Source organism: Lysinibacillus sp. CTST325 (assembly GCF_054665055.1).
Genome location: NZ_BAAFHO010000011.1, coordinates 92,687 through 115,634 on the forward strand (window position 1 = coordinate 92,687; position 22,948 = coordinate 115,634).

At 37.1% G+C, this 22,948-nt stretch carries 27 protein-coding genes, 1 pseudogene and 1 riboswitch; of the genes and pseudogenes, 24 read left to right on the top strand and 4 right to left on the bottom strand.

Going from position 1 to position 22,948, the window contains the following annotated elements; genetic code table 11:
- Positions 1 to 156 precede the first annotated feature (156 nt).
- From ACYQ73_RS20745 to gcvPB, 14 genes and pseudogenes are all read left to right on the top strand, one after another.
- The gene (locus ACYQ73_RS20745; protein WP_460014207.1) at positions 157 to 1,455 is read left to right on the top strand and encodes an FtsK/SpoIIIE domain-containing protein; all 1,299 of its coding nucleotides are present in this window, start codon (positions 157 to 159) and stop codon (positions 1,453 to 1,455) included.
- Positions 1,394 to 1,990 carry a replication-relaxation family protein gene (locus tag ACYQ73_RS20750; RefSeq protein WP_460014208.1) on the top strand — a complete coding sequence of 199 codons (597 nt, stop codon included), beginning with the start codon at positions 1,394 to 1,396 and terminating at the stop codon, positions 1,988 to 1,990. The genes ACYQ73_RS20745 and ACYQ73_RS20750 overlap by 62 nt, the downstream gene beginning before the upstream one ends.
- Positions 1,991 to 2,003: 13 nt before the next feature.
- A complete protein-coding gene (locus ACYQ73_RS20755; protein WP_460014209.1) occupies positions 2,004 to 2,537 on the top strand; it encodes a hypothetical protein in 534 nt (177 codons plus the stop codon).
- 80 nt (positions 2,538 to 2,617) lie between these two features.
- Positions 2,618 to 3,202, top strand: a pseudogene (locus tag ACYQ73_RS20760) (ATPase, T2SS/T4P/T4SS family); the annotation flags it as partial.
- Positions 3,180 to 4,253: a competence type IV pilus assembly protein ComGB gene (gene comGB, locus ACYQ73_RS20765; protein ID WP_460014210.1), complete on the top strand. Its 1,074-nt coding sequence runs from the start codon at positions 3,180 to 3,182 to the stop codon at positions 4,251 to 4,253. The pseudogene ACYQ73_RS20760 and the gene comGB, both read left to right, overlap by 23 nt.
- Before the next feature lie 10 nt (positions 4,254 to 4,263).
- Positions 4,264 to 4,602: a competence type IV pilus major pilin ComGC gene (comGC, locus tag ACYQ73_RS20770; protein WP_460014211.1), complete on the top strand. Its 339-nt coding sequence runs from the start codon at positions 4,264 to 4,266 to the stop codon at positions 4,600 to 4,602.
- Entirely contained in the window at positions 4,602 to 5,042 is a 441-nt protein-coding gene (gene comGD, locus ACYQ73_RS20775) for a competence type IV pilus minor pilin ComGD (protein WP_460014212.1), read from the top strand. The genes comGC and comGD overlap by 1 nt, the downstream gene beginning before the upstream one ends.
- Positions 5,035 to 5,352 (top strand): hypothetical protein, encoded by a 318-nt coding sequence (locus ACYQ73_RS20780; RefSeq protein WP_460014213.1) that lies wholly within the window; start codon positions 5,035 to 5,037, stop codon positions 5,350 to 5,352. Before comGD ends, ACYQ73_RS20780 begins: the two co-directional genes overlap by 8 nt.
- Positions 5,345 to 5,770 (top strand): competence type IV pilus minor pilin ComGF, encoded by a 426-nt coding sequence (gene comGF / locus ACYQ73_RS20785; protein ID WP_460014214.1) that lies wholly within the window; start codon positions 5,345 to 5,347, stop codon positions 5,768 to 5,770. The genes ACYQ73_RS20780 and comGF overlap by 8 nt, the downstream gene beginning before the upstream one ends.
- Positions 5,748 to 5,948: a hypothetical protein gene (locus tag ACYQ73_RS20790; RefSeq protein ID WP_049663996.1), complete on the top strand. Its 201-nt coding sequence runs from the start codon at positions 5,748 to 5,750 to the stop codon at positions 5,946 to 5,948. The genes comGF and ACYQ73_RS20790 overlap by 23 nt, the downstream gene beginning before the upstream one ends.
- Positions 5,949 to 5,967: 19 nt before the next feature.
- Complete coding sequence (locus ACYQ73_RS20795) at positions 5,968 to 6,483, top strand: shikimate kinase (protein WP_402869759.1); 516 nt, start codon at positions 5,968 to 5,970, stop codon at positions 6,481 to 6,483.
- A 144-nt stretch (positions 6,484 to 6,627) separates the two neighbouring features.
- Positions 6,628 to 6,720: riboswitch (glycine riboswitch) on the top strand.
- A gap of 269 nt (positions 6,721 to 6,989) precedes the next feature.
- The gene (gene gcvT / locus ACYQ73_RS20800; protein ID WP_460014215.1) at positions 6,990 to 8,093 is read left to right on the top strand and encodes a glycine cleavage system aminomethyltransferase GcvT; all 1,104 of its coding nucleotides are present in this window, start codon (positions 6,990 to 6,992) and stop codon (positions 8,091 to 8,093) included.
- Positions 8,094 to 8,118: 25 nt separating this feature from the next.
- Positions 8,119 to 9,465, top strand: a complete 1,347-nt coding sequence (gene gcvPA, locus ACYQ73_RS20805) for an aminomethyl-transferring glycine dehydrogenase subunit GcvPA (RefSeq protein WP_460014216.1) — start codon at positions 8,119 to 8,121, stop codon at positions 9,463 to 9,465.
- A complete protein-coding gene (gene gcvPB, locus ACYQ73_RS20810; protein WP_460014217.1) occupies positions 9,458 to 10,921 on the top strand; it encodes an aminomethyl-transferring glycine dehydrogenase subunit GcvPB in 1,464 nt (487 codons plus the stop codon). The genes gcvPA and gcvPB overlap by 8 nt, the downstream gene beginning before the upstream one ends.
- A 17-nt stretch (positions 10,922 to 10,938) precedes the next feature.
- On the opposite strand, the gene ACYQ73_RS20815 is transcribed toward gcvPB, so the two are convergent.
- From ACYQ73_RS20815 to ACYQ73_RS20830, 4 genes are read right to left on the bottom strand one after another with little or no spacing between them, the layout of a single operon-like run.
- A complete protein-coding gene (locus ACYQ73_RS20815; RefSeq protein WP_460014218.1) occupies positions 10,939 to 11,352 on the bottom strand; it encodes a hypothetical protein in 414 nt (137 codons plus the stop codon).
- Positions 11,286 to 11,537, bottom strand: a complete 252-nt coding sequence (locus ACYQ73_RS20820) for a hypothetical protein (RefSeq protein ID WP_460014219.1) — start codon at positions 11,535 to 11,537, stop codon at positions 11,286 to 11,288. Before ACYQ73_RS20820 ends, ACYQ73_RS20815 begins: the two co-directional genes overlap by 67 nt.
- 15 nt (positions 11,538 to 11,552) lie before the next feature.
- Positions 11,553 to 11,783, bottom strand: a complete 231-nt coding sequence (locus tag ACYQ73_RS20825; RefSeq protein ID WP_460014220.1) for a hypothetical protein — start codon at positions 11,781 to 11,783, stop codon at positions 11,553 to 11,555.
- Complete coding sequence (locus tag ACYQ73_RS20830) at positions 11,717 to 12,010, bottom strand: hypothetical protein (protein WP_460014221.1); 294 nt, start codon at positions 12,008 to 12,010, stop codon at positions 11,717 to 11,719. The genes ACYQ73_RS20825 and ACYQ73_RS20830 overlap by 67 nt, the downstream gene beginning before the upstream one ends.
- Positions 12,011 to 12,511: 501 nt before the next feature.
- Between ACYQ73_RS20830 and ACYQ73_RS20835 the strand changes: the two genes are divergently transcribed.
- The 10 genes from ACYQ73_RS20835 (at position 12,512) to ACYQ73_RS20880 (ending at position 22,930) form a co-directional block, all read left to right on the top strand.
- Positions 12,512 to 13,435 carry a serine/threonine-protein kinase gene (locus ACYQ73_RS20835; protein WP_460014222.1) on the top strand — a complete coding sequence of 308 codons (924 nt, stop codon included), beginning with the start codon at positions 12,512 to 12,514 and terminating at the stop codon, positions 13,433 to 13,435.
- 458 nt (positions 13,436 to 13,893) lie between these two features.
- Positions 13,894 to 16,062, top strand: a complete 2,169-nt coding sequence (locus tag ACYQ73_RS20840) for a transcriptional regulator (protein WP_460014223.1) — start codon at positions 13,894 to 13,896, stop codon at positions 16,060 to 16,062.
- Positions 16,063 to 16,290: 228 nt separating this feature from the next.
- Positions 16,291 to 16,716 (top strand): membrane-associated protease 1, encoded by a 426-nt coding sequence (locus ACYQ73_RS20845; protein WP_460014224.1) that lies wholly within the window; start codon positions 16,291 to 16,293, stop codon positions 16,714 to 16,716.
- A 92-nt stretch (positions 16,717 to 16,808) separates the two neighbouring features.
- Positions 16,809 to 17,243, top strand: coding sequence for a J domain-containing protein (locus ACYQ73_RS20850; protein WP_460014225.1), 435 nt, complete (start codon positions 16,809 to 16,811; stop codon positions 17,241 to 17,243).
- A 36-nt stretch (positions 17,244 to 17,279) separates the two neighbouring features.
- Complete coding sequence (locus ACYQ73_RS20855) at positions 17,280 to 17,855, top strand: FHA domain-containing protein (RefSeq protein ID WP_460014226.1); 576 nt, start codon at positions 17,280 to 17,282, stop codon at positions 17,853 to 17,855.
- A 39-nt stretch (positions 17,856 to 17,894) separates the two neighbouring features.
- Entirely contained in the window at positions 17,895 to 18,422 is a 528-nt protein-coding gene (locus tag ACYQ73_RS20860; RefSeq protein ID WP_460014227.1) for an FHA domain-containing protein, read from the top strand.
- Positions 18,423 to 18,428: 6 nt separating this feature from the next.
- Positions 18,429 to 19,268 (top strand): PP2C family protein-serine/threonine phosphatase, encoded by an 840-nt coding sequence (locus ACYQ73_RS20865; RefSeq protein WP_460014228.1) that lies wholly within the window; start codon positions 18,429 to 18,431, stop codon positions 19,266 to 19,268.
- A gap of 107 nt (positions 19,269 to 19,375) precedes the next feature.
- Entirely contained in the window at positions 19,376 to 20,965 is a 1,590-nt protein-coding gene (locus ACYQ73_RS20870) for a PP2C family protein-serine/threonine phosphatase (protein ID WP_460014229.1), read from the top strand.
- 4 nt (positions 20,966 to 20,969) lie between these two features.
- Complete coding sequence (locus ACYQ73_RS20875) at positions 20,970 to 22,244, top strand: normocyte-binding protein (protein ID WP_460014264.1); 1,275 nt, start codon at positions 20,970 to 20,972, stop codon at positions 22,242 to 22,244.
- A complete protein-coding gene (locus ACYQ73_RS20880; RefSeq protein WP_460014230.1) occupies positions 22,235 to 22,930 on the top strand; it encodes an iron-dependent peroxidase in 696 nt (231 codons plus the stop codon). Before ACYQ73_RS20875 ends, ACYQ73_RS20880 begins: the two co-directional genes overlap by 10 nt.
- Positions 22,931 to 22,948: the final 18 nt, after the last annotated feature.

Genomic DNA, 22,948 nt, shown 5'->3' on the forward strand with positions numbered 1-22,948 from the left:
CACTACTTGATTTCCTTCCACCATAGAATTCAATCGGGTAACTTGTACTTATGCGCCGTTAAAGTGTTTTTGACTATCTTTTTTGTTCTCAATGTCAGCAACTCTTATTACATAAGAGAACCGTGACGCTAATGAAAATGAAGAAAGGATGAAAGTGTGCTGTTTGAAATTTTAACAACTTCGCTAATGGGCGGAATTGCGTTAAAGGCATTTTCAAAACACAAAGGATTGGCTTCAAATGATTCGGGGAAGATCCAAAGAATTATGTCCTTATCTGGATTAAATGTTCGTGATGGCAAAGATACTTTAACCACTCAACTTGTTAAGAAAAAACAATTTGAATGGGGTTGGGAATATCGCTATAGAATTCCACTTGGTCGTTCGTTCAGTGACTATGAAACAAAATTGAAGGTGTTTGAGGATGGGCTTAATAATAGAAAGAAAAATATTTCATTGGACGATTTGAGACAATTATATTTCAATAAAGACCTTCTTCAGCAACTACAGAAATTGTGGAAGGCAAAGCTTACGGAACAAAAGGAAATTGAATTATCTTACGACGGCTTATTAATTGTCAGAGTGTATGATAAACCGTTAACAAAAGAGGTATCGTTTGTTTCTGGTGAAGGTTGGAAGGTGCCAGTTGGCATTACAAGAGCATTGAATGAATTTAGGTACCATGACTTTGAAAAGATACCACACCTAGTCATTGGTGGCGCTACACGTTACGGTAAAAGCAATTTCATCAACGCAATGATTACAGCTCTAGTACAGAGTGTACCAGACCACGTTAACTTTTATTTAATCGATTTAAAAGGTGGAGTTGAGCTTTGTGACTACGAGAATATAAAGCAGACTGTATCTATAGCTTACGAACCAGAAGAAGCCTTAAATACTTTACTATTAGCTTACGATCGTATGCGAGAAATACAATCTGAATTAAGACATAAAGGCAAGAAGAATGTACAGGAAGGCGGAATAAAAGAAAGATATTTCATTATTGTTGATGAGGTTGGAGAATTAAATCCAGCTGAAGCTGTTACAAGAGAAGAAAAATTATTAAAGCAGCAATGCCAAACAATCATGTCACAGATTTCGAGATTAGGTGCTGGACTTGGTTTTCGACAAATACTTGCTACACAATATCCAACAGGTGACGTAATCCCTCGTCAATGCAAACAAAATTCAGATGCTAAATTATCCTTCAGGGTACAATCCGCAACAGCTTCTAGGGTTGTATTAGATGAAACTGGTGCAGAACTCCTTCCACAAATCAAGGGTAGAGCAATATACCAAACCGCAGATAAACGTGAAATCCTACAAACTCCACTTATTACTTCAGATATTATTCAATCCACTATCCTTCCACACATTAATGAGGAGGAGGTAACTCATGAGAAAGAAACCTTTATCGAACCGAGAAGAATCGATACTGTTACTTTTACAGAAGTTTGATTTCCTTACTCGTGATCAGTTAAATAAATACCTCAATTTAGGGACTATCCGAAATACGAACAGAGTACTTAATGATTTATCAAACTACCTAGAATGCGTTAGATATGGTTATCAAAGTATTTACTATTTAAATCGCGAAGGAAGATTATATGTTGGATGCAATAAAGTTCGAAAGAAGGGTAGTCATGTTGAACATACAGTAATGCGTAATGATATGTGGTTGTATCAAGGATGTCCATCTGATTGGAAAAATGAAATGAAAATAGATAATAAAAAAACTCATGTAATTGCTGATGCAATGTTCAATAAAAATGGATGTTCTTATTTTCTTGAAGTAGATCATCTACAAACGATGCAAGAGAATCGGTCAAAGGTGTTGAGATACAAAGAATTGATGCCGAATATTGCACTACAGTTGGGCCATTATCCAGTGTTATTGTGGATGACCACAACGGAGTTAAGAAAGAAACAAATAGCTGAAGCGTGTTTTGATTTACCTAACTTTAAAATCTATACAATCAATGATATTAAATAAAGGAGGAATATTGATGTTTAAAAAACGATTTGAAACTGAGGTAGTACCTGCAAGTGAGTACACAGATTTCTCTGATCGATTTGAGGGTGATGAAAAATACGCAACATTAAGACATTTAGCCATAGCTGCATCTGTTCCGGCAATCACAGCTGTAGGCACAGGGCTATTTATGTTTAACAAATTTCATAGCGCAATTTCCTCCATAAACTTACCTGTAGACGTTCCGATTCAACAACATATATTAGCTCCAGCAATGGCACAAATACCATCCGCAGTACCTCTTAATGCTATTGCTCAACCAACCGGAATAATTGCAGATAAGTCACTTGAAATGTTAGCTACAATTTTAGACCCAATGATTCAAGTAATGGTTGCAATATCTTTTCCGGTTGCTTCGGTAATTATGATTGGTGCTTGTTTCTTCTTTATGTTTGGAAACAGTGAACGTGCTTGGAATACAATAATGAATGCTGGACTTGGTTATGTATTAATTCAAATGTCGCCGTTGTTTTTAGAGATACTTAGAGCGATTGGTAAGGCTGTTTAATAGGAAAAGACCACTCCGTGATGGGTGGTCTTAATTTAACAGATATAATAGAAGGAAGACACTTTTTATGAACTTGTACTTTCGTGACAGGTGCGACAGGCTCTGGTAAATCAACATCCTTATATTCTCTAATCCATTACTGTTCGACAGAACTAAATCGACATGTCATTTCATTGGAGGACCCTGTAGAAAATAACCAAGCTAACCTTTTGCAGATTCAGGTAAACGAACGAGCTGGCGTTACATACGCTACAGGATTAAAGGCTATTTTACGCCACTCACCTGACGTCATTATGATAGGTGAAATACGTGATAAAGAGACCGCAAAAATCGCAATTGAGGCAGCTTTAACAGGTCATTTAGTGGTCTCGACAATTCATGCGAAAGATTCGATAAACTGCCTTTATCGATTTATTGACTTAGGCGTTTCAGTTGAAGAACTTCGTCAAACTGTGGTAGGTATTGTTGCTCAAACACTTTTCCAATCACCGATAGTCCAGGAAGAACGCCGTGCATTGTTTGAAATATTAAGCGATGTTCATCTTCAAGTGGCCATCAAAGCAATTATGCAAAAAACTAGCTTTGAGCTACCACATGATTTAACGCTTGCAGGTCAAAAAGAATTGATGGAGAGTCAGATCTATGCGAATAAGAAAGTTTATTGAAAGAATTCGATTAGATTACAAAAAGGCAACAAAATGGCGAGTAAGAGAGCAAGCTCATTTTTTTAGTCGATTAAGCGTGTTAATGGAGGAAGGTTATCTATTTCCACAAGCTATTTCTATTCTATTACCCCATCATATTGAAGCGCATGAAGAAATACAAAAGCTAGTCAATGAAAAACTGAGGCAGGGTGTCGGTGTTTTAGGAGTTTTTGAAGCGTTGCAAATTTCAAAGCAGCATTTAGTAGCTATTACAGTTGCCGAAAACAATGGACATATGATTGAGACCTTAAAAGGTGTGGCAAAGCAAATGGCTTTAAGTGAATCGACGAAGAAAAAATTAATGAAGCTACTCTTATATCCAGTAGTACTGATTATATTTTTGATGCTGTTGTTTTTAGTGTTTCGCACCATATTATATCCTAATATAGAAAAAATGGTAACAAGTCGAACTACTGGCACAGAGGAGACAAGCATTGCTTTGTCAAAAGTATTATTGCATTTTCCTGATGCTTTAATCGTCGTAGGCATAGCAGTAATTTGTAGTATTTTCTTTTTTCACCTTTATCTCAAACGTCGTACGATTGCTCACCGGCTAAATATTATACTAAAAACGCCATTGATTCGAATTTATATACGAATGTCTTTGACGAGACAATTTGCTGCTTATTTAGGAAGTCTACTCCAAAGTGGCTTTTCTTTACAGGCAAGTCTACAAATTTTAGAGGAACAGCGACATCAACCGTTTCTACAATATCTGGCACGATGTATAAAGGAGCGTGTTGTTTTTGGGGATACGCTGACACAAGCTATTCATTTGATGACAGTTTGGCAGATGGATTTCTCAACATTTGTTGAACATGGAGAGCAAAGTGGCTATCTAGGAAAAGAACTGGTACTGTACAGCGAATTATTGACAGAAAAGCAAGAGCAACTATTGCATAAAATCCTTGCGTTCGTGCAACCAACCTTCTTCATCATTATTGCAATATGCATAGTTGCTGCATATGTAAGTTTATTATTACCGATATATCACATGATTGAACTAGTATAGGAGGATAATAATGAAACGGATAAAGCAGCAAGCTGGATTTACATTGATCGAAATGCTCATCGTTTTACTAATTATTTCTATATTAATTTTAATAACAATCCCTAATGTTACGAAACATTTTGCCACCGTCGATGAGAAGGGCTGTAAAGCGTATATCTCTATGGTGCAGGGGCAGGTAGAGGCGTATCGAGTAGATTTTATGGCTTATCCAACAATTGAAGATTTGGTAGCAAAAGGCTATTTAAAGAAGAATGAAACGACCTGTCCTAACAAAGAAGAGATAATGATCACTAAAGATGGAGAGGTGCGATTGGCGAAGTCTTCTTCCAATAATGGATCTAGTAATTGATGGATACTATAAAAAGTGAGCGTGGCTTTACGTTAGTTGAAATGCTCATTGTATTGTTTATCGTTATGTGTTTGTCAGCGATTGTCGTAAAGTATTCGGTAAAAGCAGAGGAAACTAGGGAGCTTGAGCGATTCTTCACACAAATTCAATTAGATTTGCAATATATACAAACGTATAGTATGCACCAAAGGGAATACATTTCGATGAAGTTTGAGAGCTCATCAAAAAGATATATCATTAAAAAGGATTTTTATACAGAATTATATGAACGCCCTTTTCCTAAAGGGGTTGAGGTCATTCTTTCTACAAGTTCAATTTACACGATTATGTACAATTACAATGGAAACGTCATGACCCCAGGGACTGTTTATTTTAAAACGCCTCAAGGCACTAAAAAGGTTGTGATTACGTTAGGACGAGGGAGATCGAGAGTTGAATGAATCTGGTTATTCATTTGTAGAAACGATTCTATCAATAGCCATTGTTATGTTATTATGCACGACATTAATACCGATCAGCTATATGATGAAATCGACTCTTTATAACAAGAAGATAGAAGTTATCGCAGCTGAAACAGCCTATGAAGGCTTAAAGCGTTATCGCTATTTACAGCAAACAGAAGGCACTAATACCGTTGAAAATGTAGATTTTCAATGGTCTATGAATGGACAGGGGATATGTGTAAGTTTTAAAAATACACGAGAATTACGTAAAAAATGTATACAACTGACAGGTGAAGTCGATGAATGAACGAGGCTATACATTATTAGAAGCGTTATTTCAATTAGTGGTTTTTGTGCTTATTGCACAACTTGTTGTGTTCATTATGCTTTGGTTTGCAGAAATGAAAACAACAGTACTAACTGATGAACAATCAAAGTGGGAGCTTTTTGTTTATGATTTGAATATGTCTTTAAATGATATTTCTTCATTTACGATTCGACAAGACCAAAAGAGAATAACCTTCCAGGAAGCAGATACTATTCATAATATTGATTGTTATAGCAATTTAATTCGTGATCAAGTAAATGGTGGTCATGTACCAATGCTAATTGGTATTAATAAATGTCAATTCCAATTTGAAAATGATATGTTAACAGTAGCTGTTGAACTTCCAAGTGGTATCAAAAAGGAGCGAACTTTCTATGTTCCAGTTATTAAAAAATGACAGAGGGGCTATTTTTTTAATCGCAATTGCATTATTATTTTTTGTAACTACTTTTGTTCTTACGTATTGTACGTCTTATGAGATTCAGTTTCGGACATATGATGACCTAGAAAAGCTGAATATTCGAGCTACGATAAATTTATTAGGACAAATTTTGTCAGACAGTGTAGAATCGTAGTTATAAGAAGGTGATTCGAATGCGAAAAATATATTTAGTTGGTTTTATGGGCTCCGGAAAAAGTGCGTTAGGAAGACGTTTAAGCTATTTGTTAAAGATGCCATATTATGATATGGATCATGAGATTGTACGGCAGCAAGGAATGACAATTCCACAGATATTTGAAAAATACGGAGAAGCACGTTTTCGAGAAATAGAAACAGAATTTTTGAAAAATTTCCGAGACGAAGCTTGTATTATTTCAACAGGTGGTGGAGTTGCAATCAATGCTGAAAATCGAAAAATAATGAGACGCAGTGGGCTCGTGTTTTTTTTAGATGCGACATTCGAAGATATATACAAACGAATACAGCACGATCCGAACAGACCAATTGTACAGAGTTCAACGAAAGAGGAGCTAGAGAAGCTGTATCACTACAGAAGAAGATTCTATCGTGAAACAGGCCATATACAAGTGTTAACAGAAGGCAGAACACTCCGCCAAATTCTTGAGTATTTAGTATTCCAAGTCAAAAGGCTAAAAGGCGAACATTAATGGGAATAAATGAAATTAATGTTCGTGTTTTGATATAGATTAAAAAATGATTGCCTTTTCAATGCAATTAATGTTAGGATATAGACAAATAAGTAACTAAATGTTCATTGAATACTAAATAGTACCAAGAGGAATCTTGGGCGGATGATTGTGCGGGGAGAGCACGTGTAGACGTCACCGAAGGAGCAAATAACAAAATGTTATGAATCTCTCAGGTAAAAGGACTCGTACAAGACGCAACTCTGGAGAGAGCTGTAGTACTACAGCCACCAAAGGGGAAAGCCGGCTGATTGGCATTGTAGTAATGCGAGCCAGTCTGGTGTAACTTTCAGGTTTAAGGACAGAGAATCCCGAAAAGGGGTTCGTCTGTCTTTTTTTATGTCTACATGTTTTGCTTGTTAATTCCTTATTTAGATGAACAAACAGGGGGAGCATGATTGCACGAATAAAAAGCAGACGAACTACTACCAGTAAAAAATGTAACTACCATTAAGGGGGCAAAAATAATGACGAATGAATTAAAGCGTACACCTCTATTTGAAGAATATGCAAAGTATGGTGGTAAAACAATCGACTTCGGTGGATGGGAATTACCAGTGCAATTCTCTTCTATTAAAGAAGAGCATGATGCAGTACGTAATCGTGCTGGCTTATTTGATGTATCACATATGGGTGAAATTTTAGTAGCTGGACCTAATTCACTAGATTTTTTACAAAATCTTTTGACAAATGATATTTCAAAAATTGCAGTAGGTCAAGCGCAATATAATGCAATGTGCTATGAAGATGGTGGCGTTGTTGATGATTTATTAACGTATAAATTAGCAGACAATCATTATTTATTGTGCGTAAATGCGTCAAATATTGAAAAAGATTATGATTGGATGTTGGAAAATCAACATCAATATGATGTGACGATTGACAATCAATCAGATGCTTATGCACAAATTGCCCTGCAAGGTCCATTAGCAGAAGAGGTTCTTCAAACATTAACAGACACTGATTTAAAAACAATTAAATACTTCCGTTTCCAAGCAGACGTTGAAGTTGCTGGTCATAAAGCATTAGTATCTCGTAGCGGTTACACAGGTGAAGATGGTTTTGAATTATACGGCTCTCCAGAAGATATTAAAGCTTTATGGAATGAAATTTTAGAGGCTGGAAAAGACAAAGGCGTTGTTCCAGCAGGTTTAGGTTGCCGAGATACACTTCGTTTTGAAGCAGGTCTTCCATTATACGGGCAAGAGCTATCAGCGACAATTTCACCTCTTGAGGCTGGTATTGGTTTTGCTGTGAAATTAAATAAAGAGGATTTTCTTGGTCATGATGCATTAGCTGAACAAAAAGAAAATGGACTGTCACGTAAAATTGTAGGCATTGAAATGATCGATAAAGGAATTCCTCGTCATGGCTACAAAGTGTTTAAGGATGGTAAGGAAATCGGTGAAGTAACAACTGGTACACAGCTTCCTTCCTCTAAACGTAATGTTGGTCACGCGTTAATTGACAGCCAATTCACAACTATCGGAACTGAATTAGAAATTGAAATTCGTGGTAAGCACTTAAAGGTAGTAGCAGTTGAAACACCGTTTTACAAGCGTTCAAAATAAAAGTTGAAAAGAGGGACCTACATTTATGAAACATCGTTATTTACCAATGACGGAGCAAGATAAACAAGAAATGTTAGACGTAATTGGCGTATCCTCAGTTGATGAGTTATTTGGGGATATTCCAGAAAAAGTACGTTTTAAAGGCCTATATGATATTAAAGAAGCAAAATCTGAATCAGCTTTATTAAAAGAATTAACGGCACTAGCTGCGAAAAATAAAGATACAAATGCTAACGTATCGTTTTTAGGTGCAGGCGTATACAACCACTATAAACCAATTATCGTGGACCATGTTATTTCTCGTTCAGAGTTTTACACAGCGTATACTCCATATCAACCAGAAATTTCACAAGGGGAATTACAAGCAATTTTTGAATTCCAAACGATGATTGCAGAGCTTACAGGTATGGATCTTGCAAACTCTTCTATGTATGACGGAGGAACAGCATTAGCGGAAGCGGGTATGCTGGCAGCTGGACATACACGCCGTAAGAAAATATTAGTATCTGAGGCGGTTCATCCTGAGTATCGTGATGTCGTTGCTACATATGCATACGGTCAATCCATTGAAATTGTTACTGTTCCACAAAAAGATGGTGTGACAGATGTAGAAGCTTTAAAAGAACTAATTGATGACAATACGGCAGCTGTTATTACACAGTATCCTAACTTCTTTGGTCAAATAGAGGACTTACAAGTAATTGGTGATATTGCGCATGAGGCAAAAAGTTTATTTGTTGTATCTTCAAACCCACTTGCACTAGGAATTTTAACACCACCTGGTAAGCTAGGTGCTGATATTTGTGTAGGGGATGCACAGGTCTTCGGTATTTCTGAAGCATTCGGTGGTCCACACTGTGGTTTCTTTGCAGTAACAACGAAGCTAATGCGTAAAGTTCCTGGTCGTCTTGTTGGTGAAACAGTAGATGGTGAAGGTCGTCGTGGTTATGTTTTAACATTACAAGCACGTGAACAACATATCCGTCGTGATAAAGCAACGTCTAATATTTGTTCGAACCAAGCGCTTCTTGCACTTGCTGCTTCTGTAGCGATGACTGCTCTAGGTAAGCAAGGCGTTCGTGAAATGGCTATGCAAAATATCGCCAAAACTCGCTATGCTAAAAATGCCTTTGAAGCGGCAGGTTTCACAGTAGCATTCCAAGGTGCACACTTTAACGAAATCGTTGTGAAAACAAATAAATGTGTGAAAGAAATGAATAAAGGCTTAATTGAAAAAGGTATCATCGGTGGTTATCCTTTAGGTCAAACTTATGACTCTCTTAAAAATCACGTGCTAATCGCAGTAACAGAATTACGCACGAAGGAAGAAATTGATGCACTTGTTGCGGAAATGGGGGCTCTTAATGCATAACGAAAATCAATCACTCATTTTTGAAATTTCCAAAGAAGGTCGCGTAGGCTACAGCTTAGAAGCACTTGATGTACCAGAGGTTGATCTTGCAGATTTACTTCCTGCAAACCTAGTACGCGCGGAAGCAGCGGAATTACCAGAGGTATCTGAGCTTGACATTATGCGTCACTATACAGCACTTTCTCGTCGAAACCACGGTGTAGACTCTGGCTTCTACCCTCTTGGTTCTTGTACGATGAAATATAATCCTAAAATTAACGAAGCTGTTGCACGAATTTCTGGTTTTGCAAATGTTCACCCATTACAGGATGAATCAACAGTTCAAGGTGCAATGGAGCTTCTTTACGATCTACAAACTTCATTAGTTGAAATTACAGGTATGGATGAAGTGACATTACAACCAGCCGCAGGTGCTCATGGTGAATGGACAGCATTAATGATGATTCGTGCCTTCCATGAGGCAAACGGTGAAGGCCATCGTAATAAAGTTATCGTTCCTGACTCTGCTCACGGTACTAACCCAGCTTCGGCAACTGTTGCGGGCTTTGAAACTATTACTGTTAAATCAGATGAAAATGGATTAGTAGATATTGAAGATTTACGCAAAGTAGTTGGTTCTGATACAGCTGCATTAATGCTAACAAATCCAAATACACTTGGTCTATTTGAAGAAAATATTATCGAAATGGCAGAGCTTATTCACTCTGTTGGCGGTAAAGTATACTATGACGGTGCAAACTTAAACGCAGTTATGAGTAAAGCACGTCCTGGTGATATGGGCTTTGACTGCGTACACTTAAATTTACACAAAACATTTACAGGTCCTCACGGTGGCGGTGGCCCAGGTTCAGGTCCAGTAGGTGTAAAAGCAGATTTAATTCCATTCCTTCCAAAACCAGTTTTAGTAAGAACAGAAGAAGGCACATATCACTTCGATTACGACCGTCCACAATCAATCGGACGTGTTAAACCTTACTACGGTAACTTTGGTATCAACGTACGTGCTTATACGTATATTCGTACAATGGGTCCAGATGGCTTAAAAGCAGTAACAGAATACGCTGTATTAAATGCAAACTACATGATGCGTCGCTTAGAGCCATTCTATGATCTACCATATAACCGTCATTGTAAGCACGAATTTGTATTATCCGGTCGTCGTCAAAAGAAACTTGGCGTTCGTACATTAGATATCGCAAAACGTCTGTTAGACTTTGGCTACCATCCACCAACAACTTACTTCCCATTAAATGTGGAAGAAGCATTAATGATCGAGCCAACAGAAACAGAATCTAAAGAAACATTAGATGCATTCTGCGATAAAATGATCCAAATTGCCAAAGAAGCAGAAGAAAATCCATCAATCGTGCAAGAAGCACCACATACAACAGTCGTAACTCGCCTAGACGAAACACGTGCTGCTCGTACACCTGTGCTTCGCTATCAAAAAGCATAATAAATTATATAAGGCGTCTAATGAGTACTTTTTATACTTGTTGGACGCCTTTTTTTATTCTTTTTTTGATAAGCATTAGCAAAGTGATGGATAGAAAGTAGAGCGACGGAAAGAAGAGTCAAAGCGACGGAAAGAAAGGCGAAAGCTACGGATGGAATGATCAAAACGACGGAAAGAAGAGCCAAGGTGACGGATAGGAAACAGAGCGACGGAAAGAAGAGTTGAAGTGACGGAAAGAAAGTCGAGAGCGACGGATGGGAGGGCCAAAGCGACGGATAGAAATCAGAGCGACGGAAAGAAGAGTTGAAGTGACGGAAAGAAAGTTGAGAGCGACGGATGGGAGGGCCAAAGCGACGGATAGAAATCAGAGCGACGGAAAGAATGGTCCAAGTGACGGAAAGAAAGTCGAGAGCGACGGAAAGAAGAGCCAAAGCGACGGATAGAAATCAGAGCGACGGAAAGAAGAGTCGAAGTGACGGAAAGAAAGTCGAGAGCGACGGAAAGAAGAGCCAAGGCGACGGAAAGAAATCAGAGCGACGGAAAGAAGAGTCGAAGAGACGGAAAGAATGGTCCAAGCGACGGAAAGAAAGTCGAGAGCGACGGAAAGAAGAGCCAAAGCGACGGATAGAAATCAGAGCGACGGAAAGAATGGTCCAAGTGACGGAAAGAAAGTCGAGAACGACGGAAAGAAGAGCCAAGGCGACGGAAAGAAATCAGAGCGACGGAAAGAATGGTCCAAGTGACGGGAAGAAAGTCGAGAGCGACGGAAAGAAGAGCCAAAGCGACGGATAGAAATCAGAGCGACGGAAAGAATGGTCCAAGCGACGGAAAGAAAGTCGAGAGCGACGGAAAGAAGAGCCAAGGCGACGGAAAGAAATCAGAGCGACGGAAAGAATGGTCCAAGCGACGGAAAGAAAGTCGAGAGCGACGGAAAGAAGAGCCAAAGCGACGGAAAGAAATCAGAGCGACGGAAAGAATGGTCCAAGCGACGGAAAGAAAGTCGAGAGCGACGGATAGAACAAGCGAAGCGACGGATAGAACAAGCGAAGCGACGGATAGAACAAGCGAAGCGATGGATAGGACCATCAAAAAGATGGATAGACCATCAAAATGACGGATAGACCCATCAAAGTGCCAGGAAAAAAGAAAGCAACGGCTTCACATTGTGCCTACCCCTACTATTCGATGTAGAACTACTATAAGATAACTATTTAATAAAAGGGTGTATATTGATATACTTACATTAATTTGTATTTAAGTTAAAATAACGGATCGTCACGAAGCGTTGTGGATGTCTTCGTGACCAACTTCGCGCCGCCGCAACCGCTGCCGTTACTGCTGCCACTGCCGCAACCGCTGCGCTTTCAAGCAGATAAAACCTTGCCGCTGCGTTAGCACTGCGCTTTCGTGCAAAAAACATCTGTTGGTCCGAGACCTTGCAGTGAAGCGAAGCGGCTCATCGGACGCCCACCAGTCGGAACGGAAATCAACCGCACGTTATGATGATGGTCTGAAATAATTGTATATTTCATGTTAAAAATGTCATAAATTGTTTGCAATTCATGTGTTGAAAGGGATGATAGAACGAAAATGCAAGCGACTGAAGTTGAATTGGGCTTACCGGCAAACAGCGTTCTGAATGATACATATAAAATAAAAGAAGTTATCGCTACTAGTAAATTGTCCTTTGTTTATATTGCAGAAAATACTCAAGAAGGGAATCAGCTAATTATTAAGGAGTTCTTTCCGAATGACATTGCTTTACGGGATTTGGATAATAAAACAGTCATTAATCGTTTGCCTTCAACAAAGCAGAAATTTGAGGATTTAAAAGCTATTTTTCTAAATGAAGCGTTAATTATGCAGCAAATAAATCATCGTAATATGGTCAAATATATTGACCACTTTGAAGAAAATGAGTCAATTTATATCATTATGGAGTATTATGAAGGAACGTTATTGGATCAATATTTAAAGGATTATCCTATTAATGATAGAGCTCATTTATACACTAATATTTTTCTCCCTCTTATTGATGCTTTATGCTATTTACATAAGAAAGGCATACTCCATCGTGACATTAAACCAAATAATATTTTGATTGATTCTGAAGGTAATCCATATTTACTAGATTTCGGTTCAGCGACTTTTTATAAAATAGATGAAAATTATCAAATATTTACTAGCCCGGGATTTTCTCCTCTTGAGCAATATTCAACTATTTCTGAGCAAGGTGTATATACAGATATTTATAGTTTAGCAGCAACATTTTATTATTCTTTGACAGATGTTATTCCACCTGATATATCGCAGCGGTTGATAGAGGATAATATTAAGAATGTAAGAATATACAATAATAAGGTGAGTACTCTTTTATCTCAAACTATAATGTGGGGGCTGGCCGTGCAAGCGAAGAAGAGGTGCTCTTCATTAAAATATATGAAATTGGTCATTACTATTGAAAATATTGTCAATAGGACAATGAACTATTTTAAGGAAAATAATTCAAACTGACCAATAATTTAGGTAATGTGATTCTATGTTATCATTTTACAGTTAAAGGAAGTGCAAACGAAGCAGCTTATGGCGTACAAAAAATACGCTATAAGCTGTTTTTTTAATAAAAAAAAACGAATACGTACACCTTTCTCGTTAAAATATCATAAATTTCTCGATGCTTATTTTTTACCATACACCCAATTAAATACATTTATTTTACAGAATCTTCAAATGTAAATATTGACAATAAAATTAGATATTGTATAGTTACTTTGTGATACATAATGTCATCAGTGATGTAGAAGTAGGAGTTTAAGAATACAATTCTAGTTTTACTAACTGTAATTTCTTTATCTCTCATTACCATTTTATTACTAAATAGTTAATTTTTATTTGGTGCTCGCTGATGATTATGCTTACTCGAAATTCGTTACAAAAGGGAGGGATGGCTGTATAATCATACGGCCGACTGAATGGAGATTATTAGTCAAACAAACAGAAGCATGCTCTTTGAGGAAATTAATCCGGAAAAAATGGATTTAATTACGCTTGTTGGAGATGTAAAAGGGATTGACAGCCTTAGTGATGAAAAGATCAAAGAAATGAATGAATATCTTCTTGTCAAAAGCTTCGATGAATTTTTAGACAAGTTTTCTCCAACGGTTTATTCATTCTACAATGCTGCTAACCAAAAGGTTATGTATACATTAAAGAAACCAGAAGGAATTCAAGATGACTGTATTTCTGAAATAGCAATTGACCAAAATAATGATTTTTTAAAAATGCTCTTTACACTTATCGATACGAAAAGAAGTCAGGGCATTGCGAATGTTGATTTCAAGTTTGAAAATTTGCTAGATATGATCTCTCCTAAAAAGGTTATGGACGACATTCGACAAGTCAGAAAAGAAATCCATTACCTATACGGTGAATATGACAAATTAGATGACGGTGATCCAAAAAAATTGGATACAGGGGACAAGCTAAACTTGATGTTTGAAGTAGCAAGTCGAAATTACAACAATGTCATGGCGATGCTTCCTTTAGCAATTGAAGATATTAAAACAAGACTATTGTTAGGTGTTAATCAGGATGAAGATGAATCCGAAAAATTACAAATTGGGACACTATCTATCGGTGATAATGGTGAATTAAAAATCATTGAGGCACCTCAAAATAATAGCTCAGAACTAATGGTTATTGAAGAAAATAGTAACTACGGTTTAAGCACAGTTTTTGAAGAGGATTATGAGGCGATTACAGAATCACCATCCTCCTATGTCAAAGATTTAGTCGTTAGAACCTTCTCTCCTTTACCAGCTGTGAAGGCAGAATTTGATGTAGAGACAGAAGTACAAAATTACAATACATACTTAGAATTCTATAAGGATGCTAAGGATGAATTTGTAAAAACAGTAAAGCCATTAGTGGAAAAGCTATTGGGTGTGAAAATGTACTTCGATCAGTATGCAACTAAAAACAAAGGTATGCAGCCTTCGTTACTTGTAACGAACACAAAGTTAGATATGCTCGTTAAAAGTAATAACCTACCACGATTACGCACGTATTTAAATACAGTTAACTCGAAAAATGACTTTACAGATACGGTGTGGTATGGAATTGTTCCTGCTCTGGAACTAGAGGCATCTGGAAAAATGAAAGTAAGCAGAGCTAGATTTAAAGGGAACGATAAAGTTGCCAAGCAAGAGGGCAATACAATGGAATCGTTATCTATTCTTTTAGATACTGTGAAAGATTATAAAGTACAGATCTTCTTCAACTTCATGGCGGAAGAAGAAACGACATTCAGTGGAATTGCTACTGCAGGTATTGATCGCCTAATCGATAAATGCTCAGTACTTGTTCGAAAAGATTTTAGTGAGTTTGCGGTACCATGTTTACCGAACTTCACTATTATTCCTAAAGATAAATCAGGTGTAATCATTGATACAAGAATGCAGACAACAGAAAATGGAGCACGATTATCGAAAGAGAAAGAGGATATTTTAAAGCTTTGGATAGAGGGCGTCTATGTTGGTGCTAGCTATGTAGCAGCAGGTATCGTTTCAGCTTATCAATGTCCAGAATATTTGAAAGACTCATTCAGAAATGTTCAGAGAAATTATCCTGGTGTACGCTTCGATATCGAAGCGGGTGATAACTCACTTAAAGCCGTTACAACAATGGCAAAAGAAATCTCAGGATTTACTAATAACATTAAAGATGCGATTAACAGCAGAAGCTTTGGCTTTGTATTCTCTTCGGAAAATGCGCAGCTGCAAGATAAAGATATTAAACGTATTACTGTGTATAAAGCTAGAAGTCTAGCGATGGAAGAAGATGGATTTGATTCAATCTACAAAACACAAGTTAGTACGTATATTGAAAGAATTTTACGATTCCAATCAGGCGACTTTAAGCACGAAAATATCGTTCGATTCTTTAGTAATAATCCAAGTAGCCAAAAAAGCAAATGGCTTCAAGAAAAGGGCTTTGTAAACTCCATTATTCACGATGGAGATGACATCGGCTACATTATCGATGAAAAAACAAGCACATGTCAGATTGACCTAGTGTTTAACGGTAATGTGAAGAATCTTGAAGTCATGATTACAAAGGCAAGTAGTGCTGTTAAGGCCTAACAAGTTTACACAGATAATCAAAAACTTTTTAAGTAGTATGTTTAAGATTTACTCATAAATCTTTTAACATAAATAAGAATCTTCCATAAATTTGCAAGGGGAAAGCATTACATATTTCTACATGCTTCATGTACTTGCATTAAGCATGTAGGAATGTATCCAGCTAGTTATACATTTCACCTATAGTAGTTTTTGAGAAGATTCAACAAATAATAGGAGGTACTAAGAATGGGTTTTGTATTAAAAGTAGAAGGATCAGAAGCAATTGAACTAGGGTTAGACAGCATTATGACTGTTCAGTATGAAACAGATACTCCAAATGACTCTAACGCACGTTCTACAGATGTAGGAGCAACTTTAAAAGTAAGAGGTAAAATCCTTACTGCAACTGATGGTGACAATTCTGATGATACGATGAAATTAGGATTATGGTCATTAGTACCAGCTGAAAAAGCTGACTGTTACCGTAAAGTAACATTAGAAGTTATTTCTGCTGATCAAGTAGTAAGAAAAATTAATTTCCCAAATGCTTTTGTCGTTGACTATTCAGAAAAATATGGTGACACAGAAGGTATTGGTGAATTTTTCTTATTCATTAAGCAAAAGAAAGACAAAACAGACTTGGCGAAAATCGAAGGCGGCTACGCTGTCTAAGATTGTTGCTTGATAGACACTCCAAATTATCTAAGGGACTTTCATAGTTCCTTAGATAATTTTGAATAATCCTAATACTGGGGATGAAAAACATGAAAACGCATTATGAAACTTTAGGTGTCAGTAGAGATGCTACACCGGAACAAATAAAACTCGCTTATCGAAAACTATCCAAAAAACATCATCCAGACGTGAGCGGTGGAAACAAAGAATCTGAAAAGATTTTCTTAGCAGTGACAGAGGCATACAAAGTACTGAAGGATCAAGCTTCAAGAGAAGCATATGATGCTCAACTAGATGGGGCTGGTCAAAGTTGGAGTAATGGACAGACATCTGAAAAGCAGTCTACACGCCAACAGTATACTGAAAAAAAACCAGATTTTAATATGAGCAATATTGAAAAGAACTTTGAGCATTTTTTTGGTTTTAATCCTAAAACAAAGGAAATGGGATCAACCCTTAACAAGAACGCAAAGAAAAATCCACTAGATACAACAGATTTATTTGAACGTTTTTTTAACAAGTAAAACGAAGCCATAGCTAGTATGAAGGAGTGTGATACCATGTATGGTCAAAATTCAATGGATGCATACACTGAAAGCGCAAAGAAACAAATGATTATAAAAGTTATGGATATCATTATTGTCATAATCGCCTTCTTTTTCATTTTATACGTATTTGTCATGAATCAGGATTTTATGTTGAAAACAATTATTGGACTTATGTTGGTCATACTAGCAATTGTTTATGGCTCTGTTAAGTATGAAGCAAGAGATAAAAAAGATGATGTGACAAACAAGAAAATTCGAAAATTAGTTCTCCTCAATGATCGAGGAGCTGAAATAGATGAATGGGAGATAGATGACCAAACATCATTACTTATTGGGAAAAGTTCAGCTGACAATAAGGCAGATATCGATTTAAGTGGTACAGAATATGAATCGCTTATCAACTATGAACATGCCGTATTAAACAATGTTTCTGGAGTATGGTACATAGAGGATATTGATTCTGTAAATGGTGTTGGTATAAAAAAAGCCCATAAGCGCGTTAAAAATAGAATACAACACGAAAGCCCTTACCCAATCGGTAATGGAGACTTGATATACATAGCAAATACGCGAATTTTAGTGAAATAGAGACAAGTAAATTCGTAACATAGACGGGGGATAGCGAAAATGAGTTTGATTAGATGTACGAATGGTCACATGTTTAGTTCAAGAAGACATAGAAATGTTTGTCCATATTGCAATGTAATGGTGGAACAGGAGCAAAGACCAAGCAGTCAGCAAGTAGCTGTAGCTGAGGTAGATGATAAAACAATGCCGTATCTCGGAGAAATGGATGGCATTGATCCGGTAACGGGATGGTTAGTTTGTATTGAAGGGCCACAAATGGGTCGAGACTATCGGATTTTATCGGAAAAAAACTTTATTGGTAGAGCCGAGGATATGCACATTCGTATTGTTGGAGATAATTCGATTTCCCAGCGTAACCATGCAGTCATTGTTTATGATCCTAAAAAAAGGAATTTCTATTTGCTTCCAGGAGATGCATCAGGCCTAGCTTATCTGAACAATGAAGCGGTTTATACGCCAACAGAGCTAGCAGCGTATGATGTGATTCAGTTAGGTGGAAGTATGTTTCTCTTTATTCCCTTATGTGGTGTTCATTTTGAATGGGAAAACAACAATAGTGAGGGATGATGACGGATGGATCAGAAACTACTGCCTTACATAATTTCGCTTATTTTTATCGTTGTACTCGTTGCTTTATTAATCATTCGAAACATGCTTGCGCAGCAAAATGAAAAAAACAAAATAGAAATCGGAAATGGACAAACGATTGGCAGACGTGATGAGCAAGATGATTATTTCTCTACAGCTGAAACGAATGGTGGGACAATTGCTGTTCTGGCAGATGGTATCAGTGGTTTAGCAAACGGTAGGATGGCAAGCACGGTTGCTGTCAATACATTTATAGAAGAATTCAAAAAGCTTAGCGGTCTAAATATGCTAGAAAAATTTTTTAAGGAGGCCGCCTTTGCAAGTAATCATATGATTGTCGAAAATTTAAATGGCTCGAACGGTGGTACTACATTAGTAGCAGCCGTTATTGATGATAACGGATTTCTTCATTGGGGAGCCGTTGGAGATAGTGTCATAACCATTTTCAGAAATGGAGAATTTAAGGCCATCAATCAAAAGCATATTTTTGAATCAGTGTTAACTGAGCGATATATATCTGGTGAAATATCTCAGCTTGAGGTGCAGGAAAATCCTTTGAAAAAGAGACTTATCAATTATTTAGGGTATGAAGGCTTTAAAAATATGGATATAGGAAAAAGTCCGATTCAGCTAAATAGAGGGGACAAGGTATGTCTATTTAGTGATGGAGTCTATGATACTTTAACAGAGGTTGAAATGGAGAAAATTCTTTCTCAGCAAGCGACTCCCTATGATATTGCTCAAGACATGATTAAAGCCGTTGAACAAAAACGCTTAAAAAATCAAGATAATGCAACCATCGTTATTCTAGAAAAAACATGGTAATCATTTTACTTGTCGTCTTTAAATGAGTCAGTAAATAAGGAGGAGTAATCATGAGAAAGGAAAATAGCAACTTTAAAACAAGCTTTTTATCCGAAGCGGGCTCATTTTTGCAAAATAAAGATTACTTTGCCTATACAGAGCTGGACGATGTAGCCTGCTGGGTAGCTGTAAAAGGATTAGATTCTGATCAGGAAATAAGTAGTGCAGAGCTGGCTGTAAAGGCAATTTTAGAAAAATTCATGGAAAAGCCATCCATGTCCAGACGGAAAATTAAACATTACTTAAAATATGCACAAGATATTCTTCAAGCTCAAAGCTTAAGGGTGAGATTGAAGGCTAGTATTGTCATTATCGTCTCGGATTACTCAAAGATGATTGTTGCCGTTGCGGGAAACTCGAGATTATATCATTTCCGTAATGGGACTTTGACGTTTAAAAGCACGGATCAAAGCTTAGCACAAGAGATCGTGAATGATAGGAACCGTTCGCTCGATATTAGCCAGCACGAGGAAAGAACTAATTTACTAAACTATTTGGGCAAACCAAAAGAGTTTCAGCCTTTTGTTTCAAAGAAAATGAAATTAATGGATGACGATGTACTAGTGCTTTGTACAGCCGGTTTTTGGGAAGATGTCAATGAAATTGAAATGGCAGATGCGTTGGAAGATGCAAAAGAGCCTGAGAAATACATTGATGTATTAGAAGAGGTTCTGTTAAGCAGGCAAAAGAAAGTGGTCAATAATTACACAGTCGCAGCTATATTTGTGAACAAGGTTTACCAGGAAACAAATAAGAAAAAAATGAAATACATCAAAATGATTGTAGCTGCGTTAATCCTAGCTTTGGTCGTAGGTGGAGGCACGATTTTTTATCAGGCAAAGCAAGCTAAAAAAATGGCTGAATTAACCGTAGAGATGAAAGATCATGAAAAGAGCGGAAACGAGTATTTTCAAGATGGAACTTATGATAAGGCATTGCTGGAATATAGTGAGGGCAGAAATGCTGCTAAAAAATTGAAGGATCCAATACATAGAAATATACTAGCTAGAAAATTAAGAGTTACCGATCTGATTATTAGTGGAGATAAATCCGCGCAAGAAGGTAAGTTTAACGATGCGCTTGAGCAATATGAAAAGGCTAAAAAAGAAGGAAAACTTATTAAAGACTTTGGGAAAGAAGTAGTTGAGCAAAGAATCGCTAATATGGATACTATTGTACAAATTGCTGAAGCTGTGAAAGATGGAGATTTCCGATTTGAGGCAGAAGATTACAATGGGGCTCTTGAAACGTATCAAAAGGCAAGAAAAAAAGCCCTGTCAATTGCCTATACTGGCGAACCTGAAATAAAGACAAAAATAGAAGATACAGAGGCTAAAATTGCTGAATTGAAAAAGGCCCAGAAGGAATTAAAGGCTGAAGGCTTAGAAAAAAGTGGAGATCAGAGCTATGCGCGCCAAGAGTTTGGGAAAGCGATTGAATATTATACACTTGCACAGGAAATTTATCAGGAGACAGAGCTGCTGTCGAAGGTTTTAGGTCTTGAGCGAAAGGTTATGAACGCCAATGATAAATTGAATCCTCCTCCTCAAGCACAAGCCGCCGATACAGCGCCACCTGATCAGGCAGCACCGCCTACGAATGAAGGGACAGCTGCCAGTGAGCCATCTAATGCTGAAGTGATGAAAGAGGGAAAATAAATTGATGAAAGAGCTCATGATTGAACGGTTACGCAAAATAGAAGATTTAGAGCAACGTCAACTGCTAAAGGATATTGTCAGTGGCGTTTTTGTAAATTTAATCGATTATCAGGATGAAATGAACAAAAGGCTCGAGGAGCGCATATTCAATGAAATGGATGATGTTGAGAATAGGTTTGATATTTATGTGACGCTAAGTTCTAAGGAGGATGTTGACCCTATTCATGAATGCTTATTCCCGATGCGGCTAGCTGATTTAGAAAGTAAATCAATTAATATTAAAAAAATGCTTGAAGCGTTTAAAAACAATGAATCGGTAGAACTGTTCACATTATTTCTTGAATGTGATTCCATGCAAATTCAACAGTTACTTGCTGAGCACCGACTCTTTAGTGGAAAGCTAGTAACGACAGAAGGACAAGTAGAGATTAAGGTCAGTCTTACACAAAATACGGACTATTTACAAGAGATTAACAAGCTGTATCCGCTTTTCCAAATAAATGGCTTACCATGGAAAACAATTAATCATCCATTCGTCTATAAATTTTTTAATATCAATTTAGTAGATTGCCCACCTTTAAATGAGGATGCCGAAATTACAGAAGTAATTGTTGACTTAGAGGAGTATGAGCAAGAAAAACGACTGAATATGGTTCCACTATGGAATATTGAACGTCATGAGGTCAAAAATGTCGGTTTTCCCATTCCTGCAATCGATAAGGTGAATTATGAGCATGTCCTTTCTATACGTAAAATCGGTAACGAGCATGGCTATCTTGTAGAGGCCGATGAGGATAATGTTCGTTACGTTAAACGTTCAGACAATGAATTAACAATTGTCTCACCTCGGGATAAGTCAGGGGTTTGGCAGCTAATAAAAATTGCAAAAATGGAAGATGAGAAAATCGGGAAATTAAATTACGAGCTTGTATCAAATAGAAGAATTGAGCATTTTATACACAAATTCGCTAACAAGTATACGGCTAATGTTAAAACGAAGGGCGAAATTACGCGTATGATTAATTCCTTCGAGGCTGCAGACAGCTTTGAACTTGTAGATGTCGAAATAGTGGACGCCTATTCTGGAACAAGCTTTACTCATTCTGCGAACACTTTCTTAACGGAAATGATAGGCGAAGATAATCATAAAAAAACGATGCTACTAAAGTTTAAGGCGAATGAGGAGAGAAACTTTATTGCAAACGATATTTTAAGCTTCCTCGTATCAGAAGTGCAACGGCATTTCTTTGAATATGAATGTGTAGGTGTTTGGCTATGAACTATATTTGGGATTTGCTCATTAAAGCTGAGGATGAAGGCCTTTCTAAAAAGGATATCTATTTTCATCTTGCCGAAACCTATTCACCTTATATGGAACTTAGTCCACAACTATTAAATGCACAGTATGTTGAACAGCATGTTGAAGTAAATCCATATTATCGTTATTACGGAATTTTTAATGCTCTTTTCCATCCAGATAATTCTGCGGATATTGAGTTTAGGAATTATCTTTTAGATACCGTACTGCATTTTTTAGCTGAAATTGATCGTATGCAGGGCATGAATAAACGAGAGTTCTATATTCGTTTTATCTTAAGAGAAATCGAAGCCAATGTATTTGGAAAATTGGTACGTGACAATATTTATGCCTTTACGAAAAAGGAGCAAGAAATAGTTGCGCTAAATATGCTAAGGCTTTACCAGACAGGTGAAGAAATCTACTTATTAAAGGATACGCTGAAAAGGCTCTTTAAAAATTGCATGATTTATGTGAAATCGGAGGACCAGGATGAGCTGCTTTTATACATTCGTCAAAAGCAGACAGAACAAAATCAGCAAAAGGTCCAGCTTGTACAAGAAATTTTTCTGCCAATAGGCTTTCATATGGAGGTTTATTGGCAATATCACTTTGGCATTATTGATGCAGAGGAAACGATGAAGCTAGATCGAATAGCTCTTTACTAAACAGAGCAGAGGAGGGAT

Bases quoted from the DNA above. Each gene is read 5' to 3' on its own strand.
- comGB (WP_460014210.1), top strand. From the start codon at position 3,180: ATGCGAATAAGAAAGTTTATTGAAAGAATTCGATTAGATTACAAAAAG.
- ACYQ73_RS20790 (WP_049663996.1), top strand. From the start codon at position 5,748: ATGTTCCAGTTATTAAAAAATGACAGAGGGGCTATTTTTTTAATCGCA.
- comGF (WP_460014214.1), top strand. From the start codon at position 5,345: ATGAATGAACGAGGCTATACATTATTAGAAGCGTTATTTCAATTAGTG.
- comGC (WP_460014211.1), top strand. From the start codon at position 4,264: ATGAAACGGATAAAGCAGCAAGCTGGATTTACATTGATCGAAATGCTC.
- gcvPA (WP_460014216.1), top strand. From the start codon at position 8,119: ATGAAACATCGTTATTTACCAATGACGGAGCAAGATAAACAAGAAATG.
- comGD (WP_460014212.1), top strand. From the start codon at position 4,602: ATGGATACTATAAAAAGTGAGCGTGGCTTTACGTTAGTTGAAATGCTC.
- ACYQ73_RS20875 (WP_460014264.1), top strand. From the start codon at position 20,970: ATGAAAGAGCTCATGATTGAACGGTTACGCAAAATAGAAGATTTAGAG.
- ACYQ73_RS20750 (WP_460014208.1), top strand. From the start codon at position 1,394: ATGAGAAAGAAACCTTTATCGAACCGAGAAGAATCGATACTGTTACTT.
- ACYQ73_RS20840 (WP_460014223.1), top strand. From the start codon at position 13,894: ATGGAGATTATTAGTCAAACAAACAGAAGCATGCTCTTTGAGGAAATT.
- ACYQ73_RS20835 (WP_460014222.1), top strand. From the start codon at position 12,512: ATGCAAGCGACTGAAGTTGAATTGGGCTTACCGGCAAACAGCGTTCTG.
- gcvPB (WP_460014217.1), top strand. From the start codon at position 9,458: ATGCATAACGAAAATCAATCACTCATTTTTGAAATTTCCAAAGAAGGT.
- ACYQ73_RS20755 (WP_460014209.1), top strand. From the start codon at position 2,004: ATGTTTAAAAAACGATTTGAAACTGAGGTAGTACCTGCAAGTGAGTAC.
- ACYQ73_RS20850 (WP_460014225.1), top strand. From the start codon at position 16,809: ATGAAAACGCATTATGAAACTTTAGGTGTCAGTAGAGATGCTACACCG.
- gcvT (WP_460014215.1), top strand. From the start codon at position 6,990: ATGACGAATGAATTAAAGCGTACACCTCTATTTGAAGAATATGCAAAG.
- ACYQ73_RS20865 (WP_460014228.1), top strand. From the start codon at position 18,429: ATGGATCAGAAACTACTGCCTTACATAATTTCGCTTATTTTTATCGTT.
- ACYQ73_RS20795 (WP_402869759.1), top strand. From the start codon at position 5,968: ATGCGAAAAATATATTTAGTTGGTTTTATGGGCTCCGGAAAAAGTGCG.
- ACYQ73_RS20860 (WP_460014227.1), top strand. From the start codon at position 17,895: ATGAGTTTGATTAGATGTACGAATGGTCACATGTTTAGTTCAAGAAGA.
- ACYQ73_RS20845 (WP_460014224.1), top strand. From the start codon at position 16,291: ATGGGTTTTGTATTAAAAGTAGAAGGATCAGAAGCAATTGAACTAGGG.
- ACYQ73_RS20855 (WP_460014226.1), top strand. From the start codon at position 17,280: ATGTATGGTCAAAATTCAATGGATGCATACACTGAAAGCGCAAAGAAA.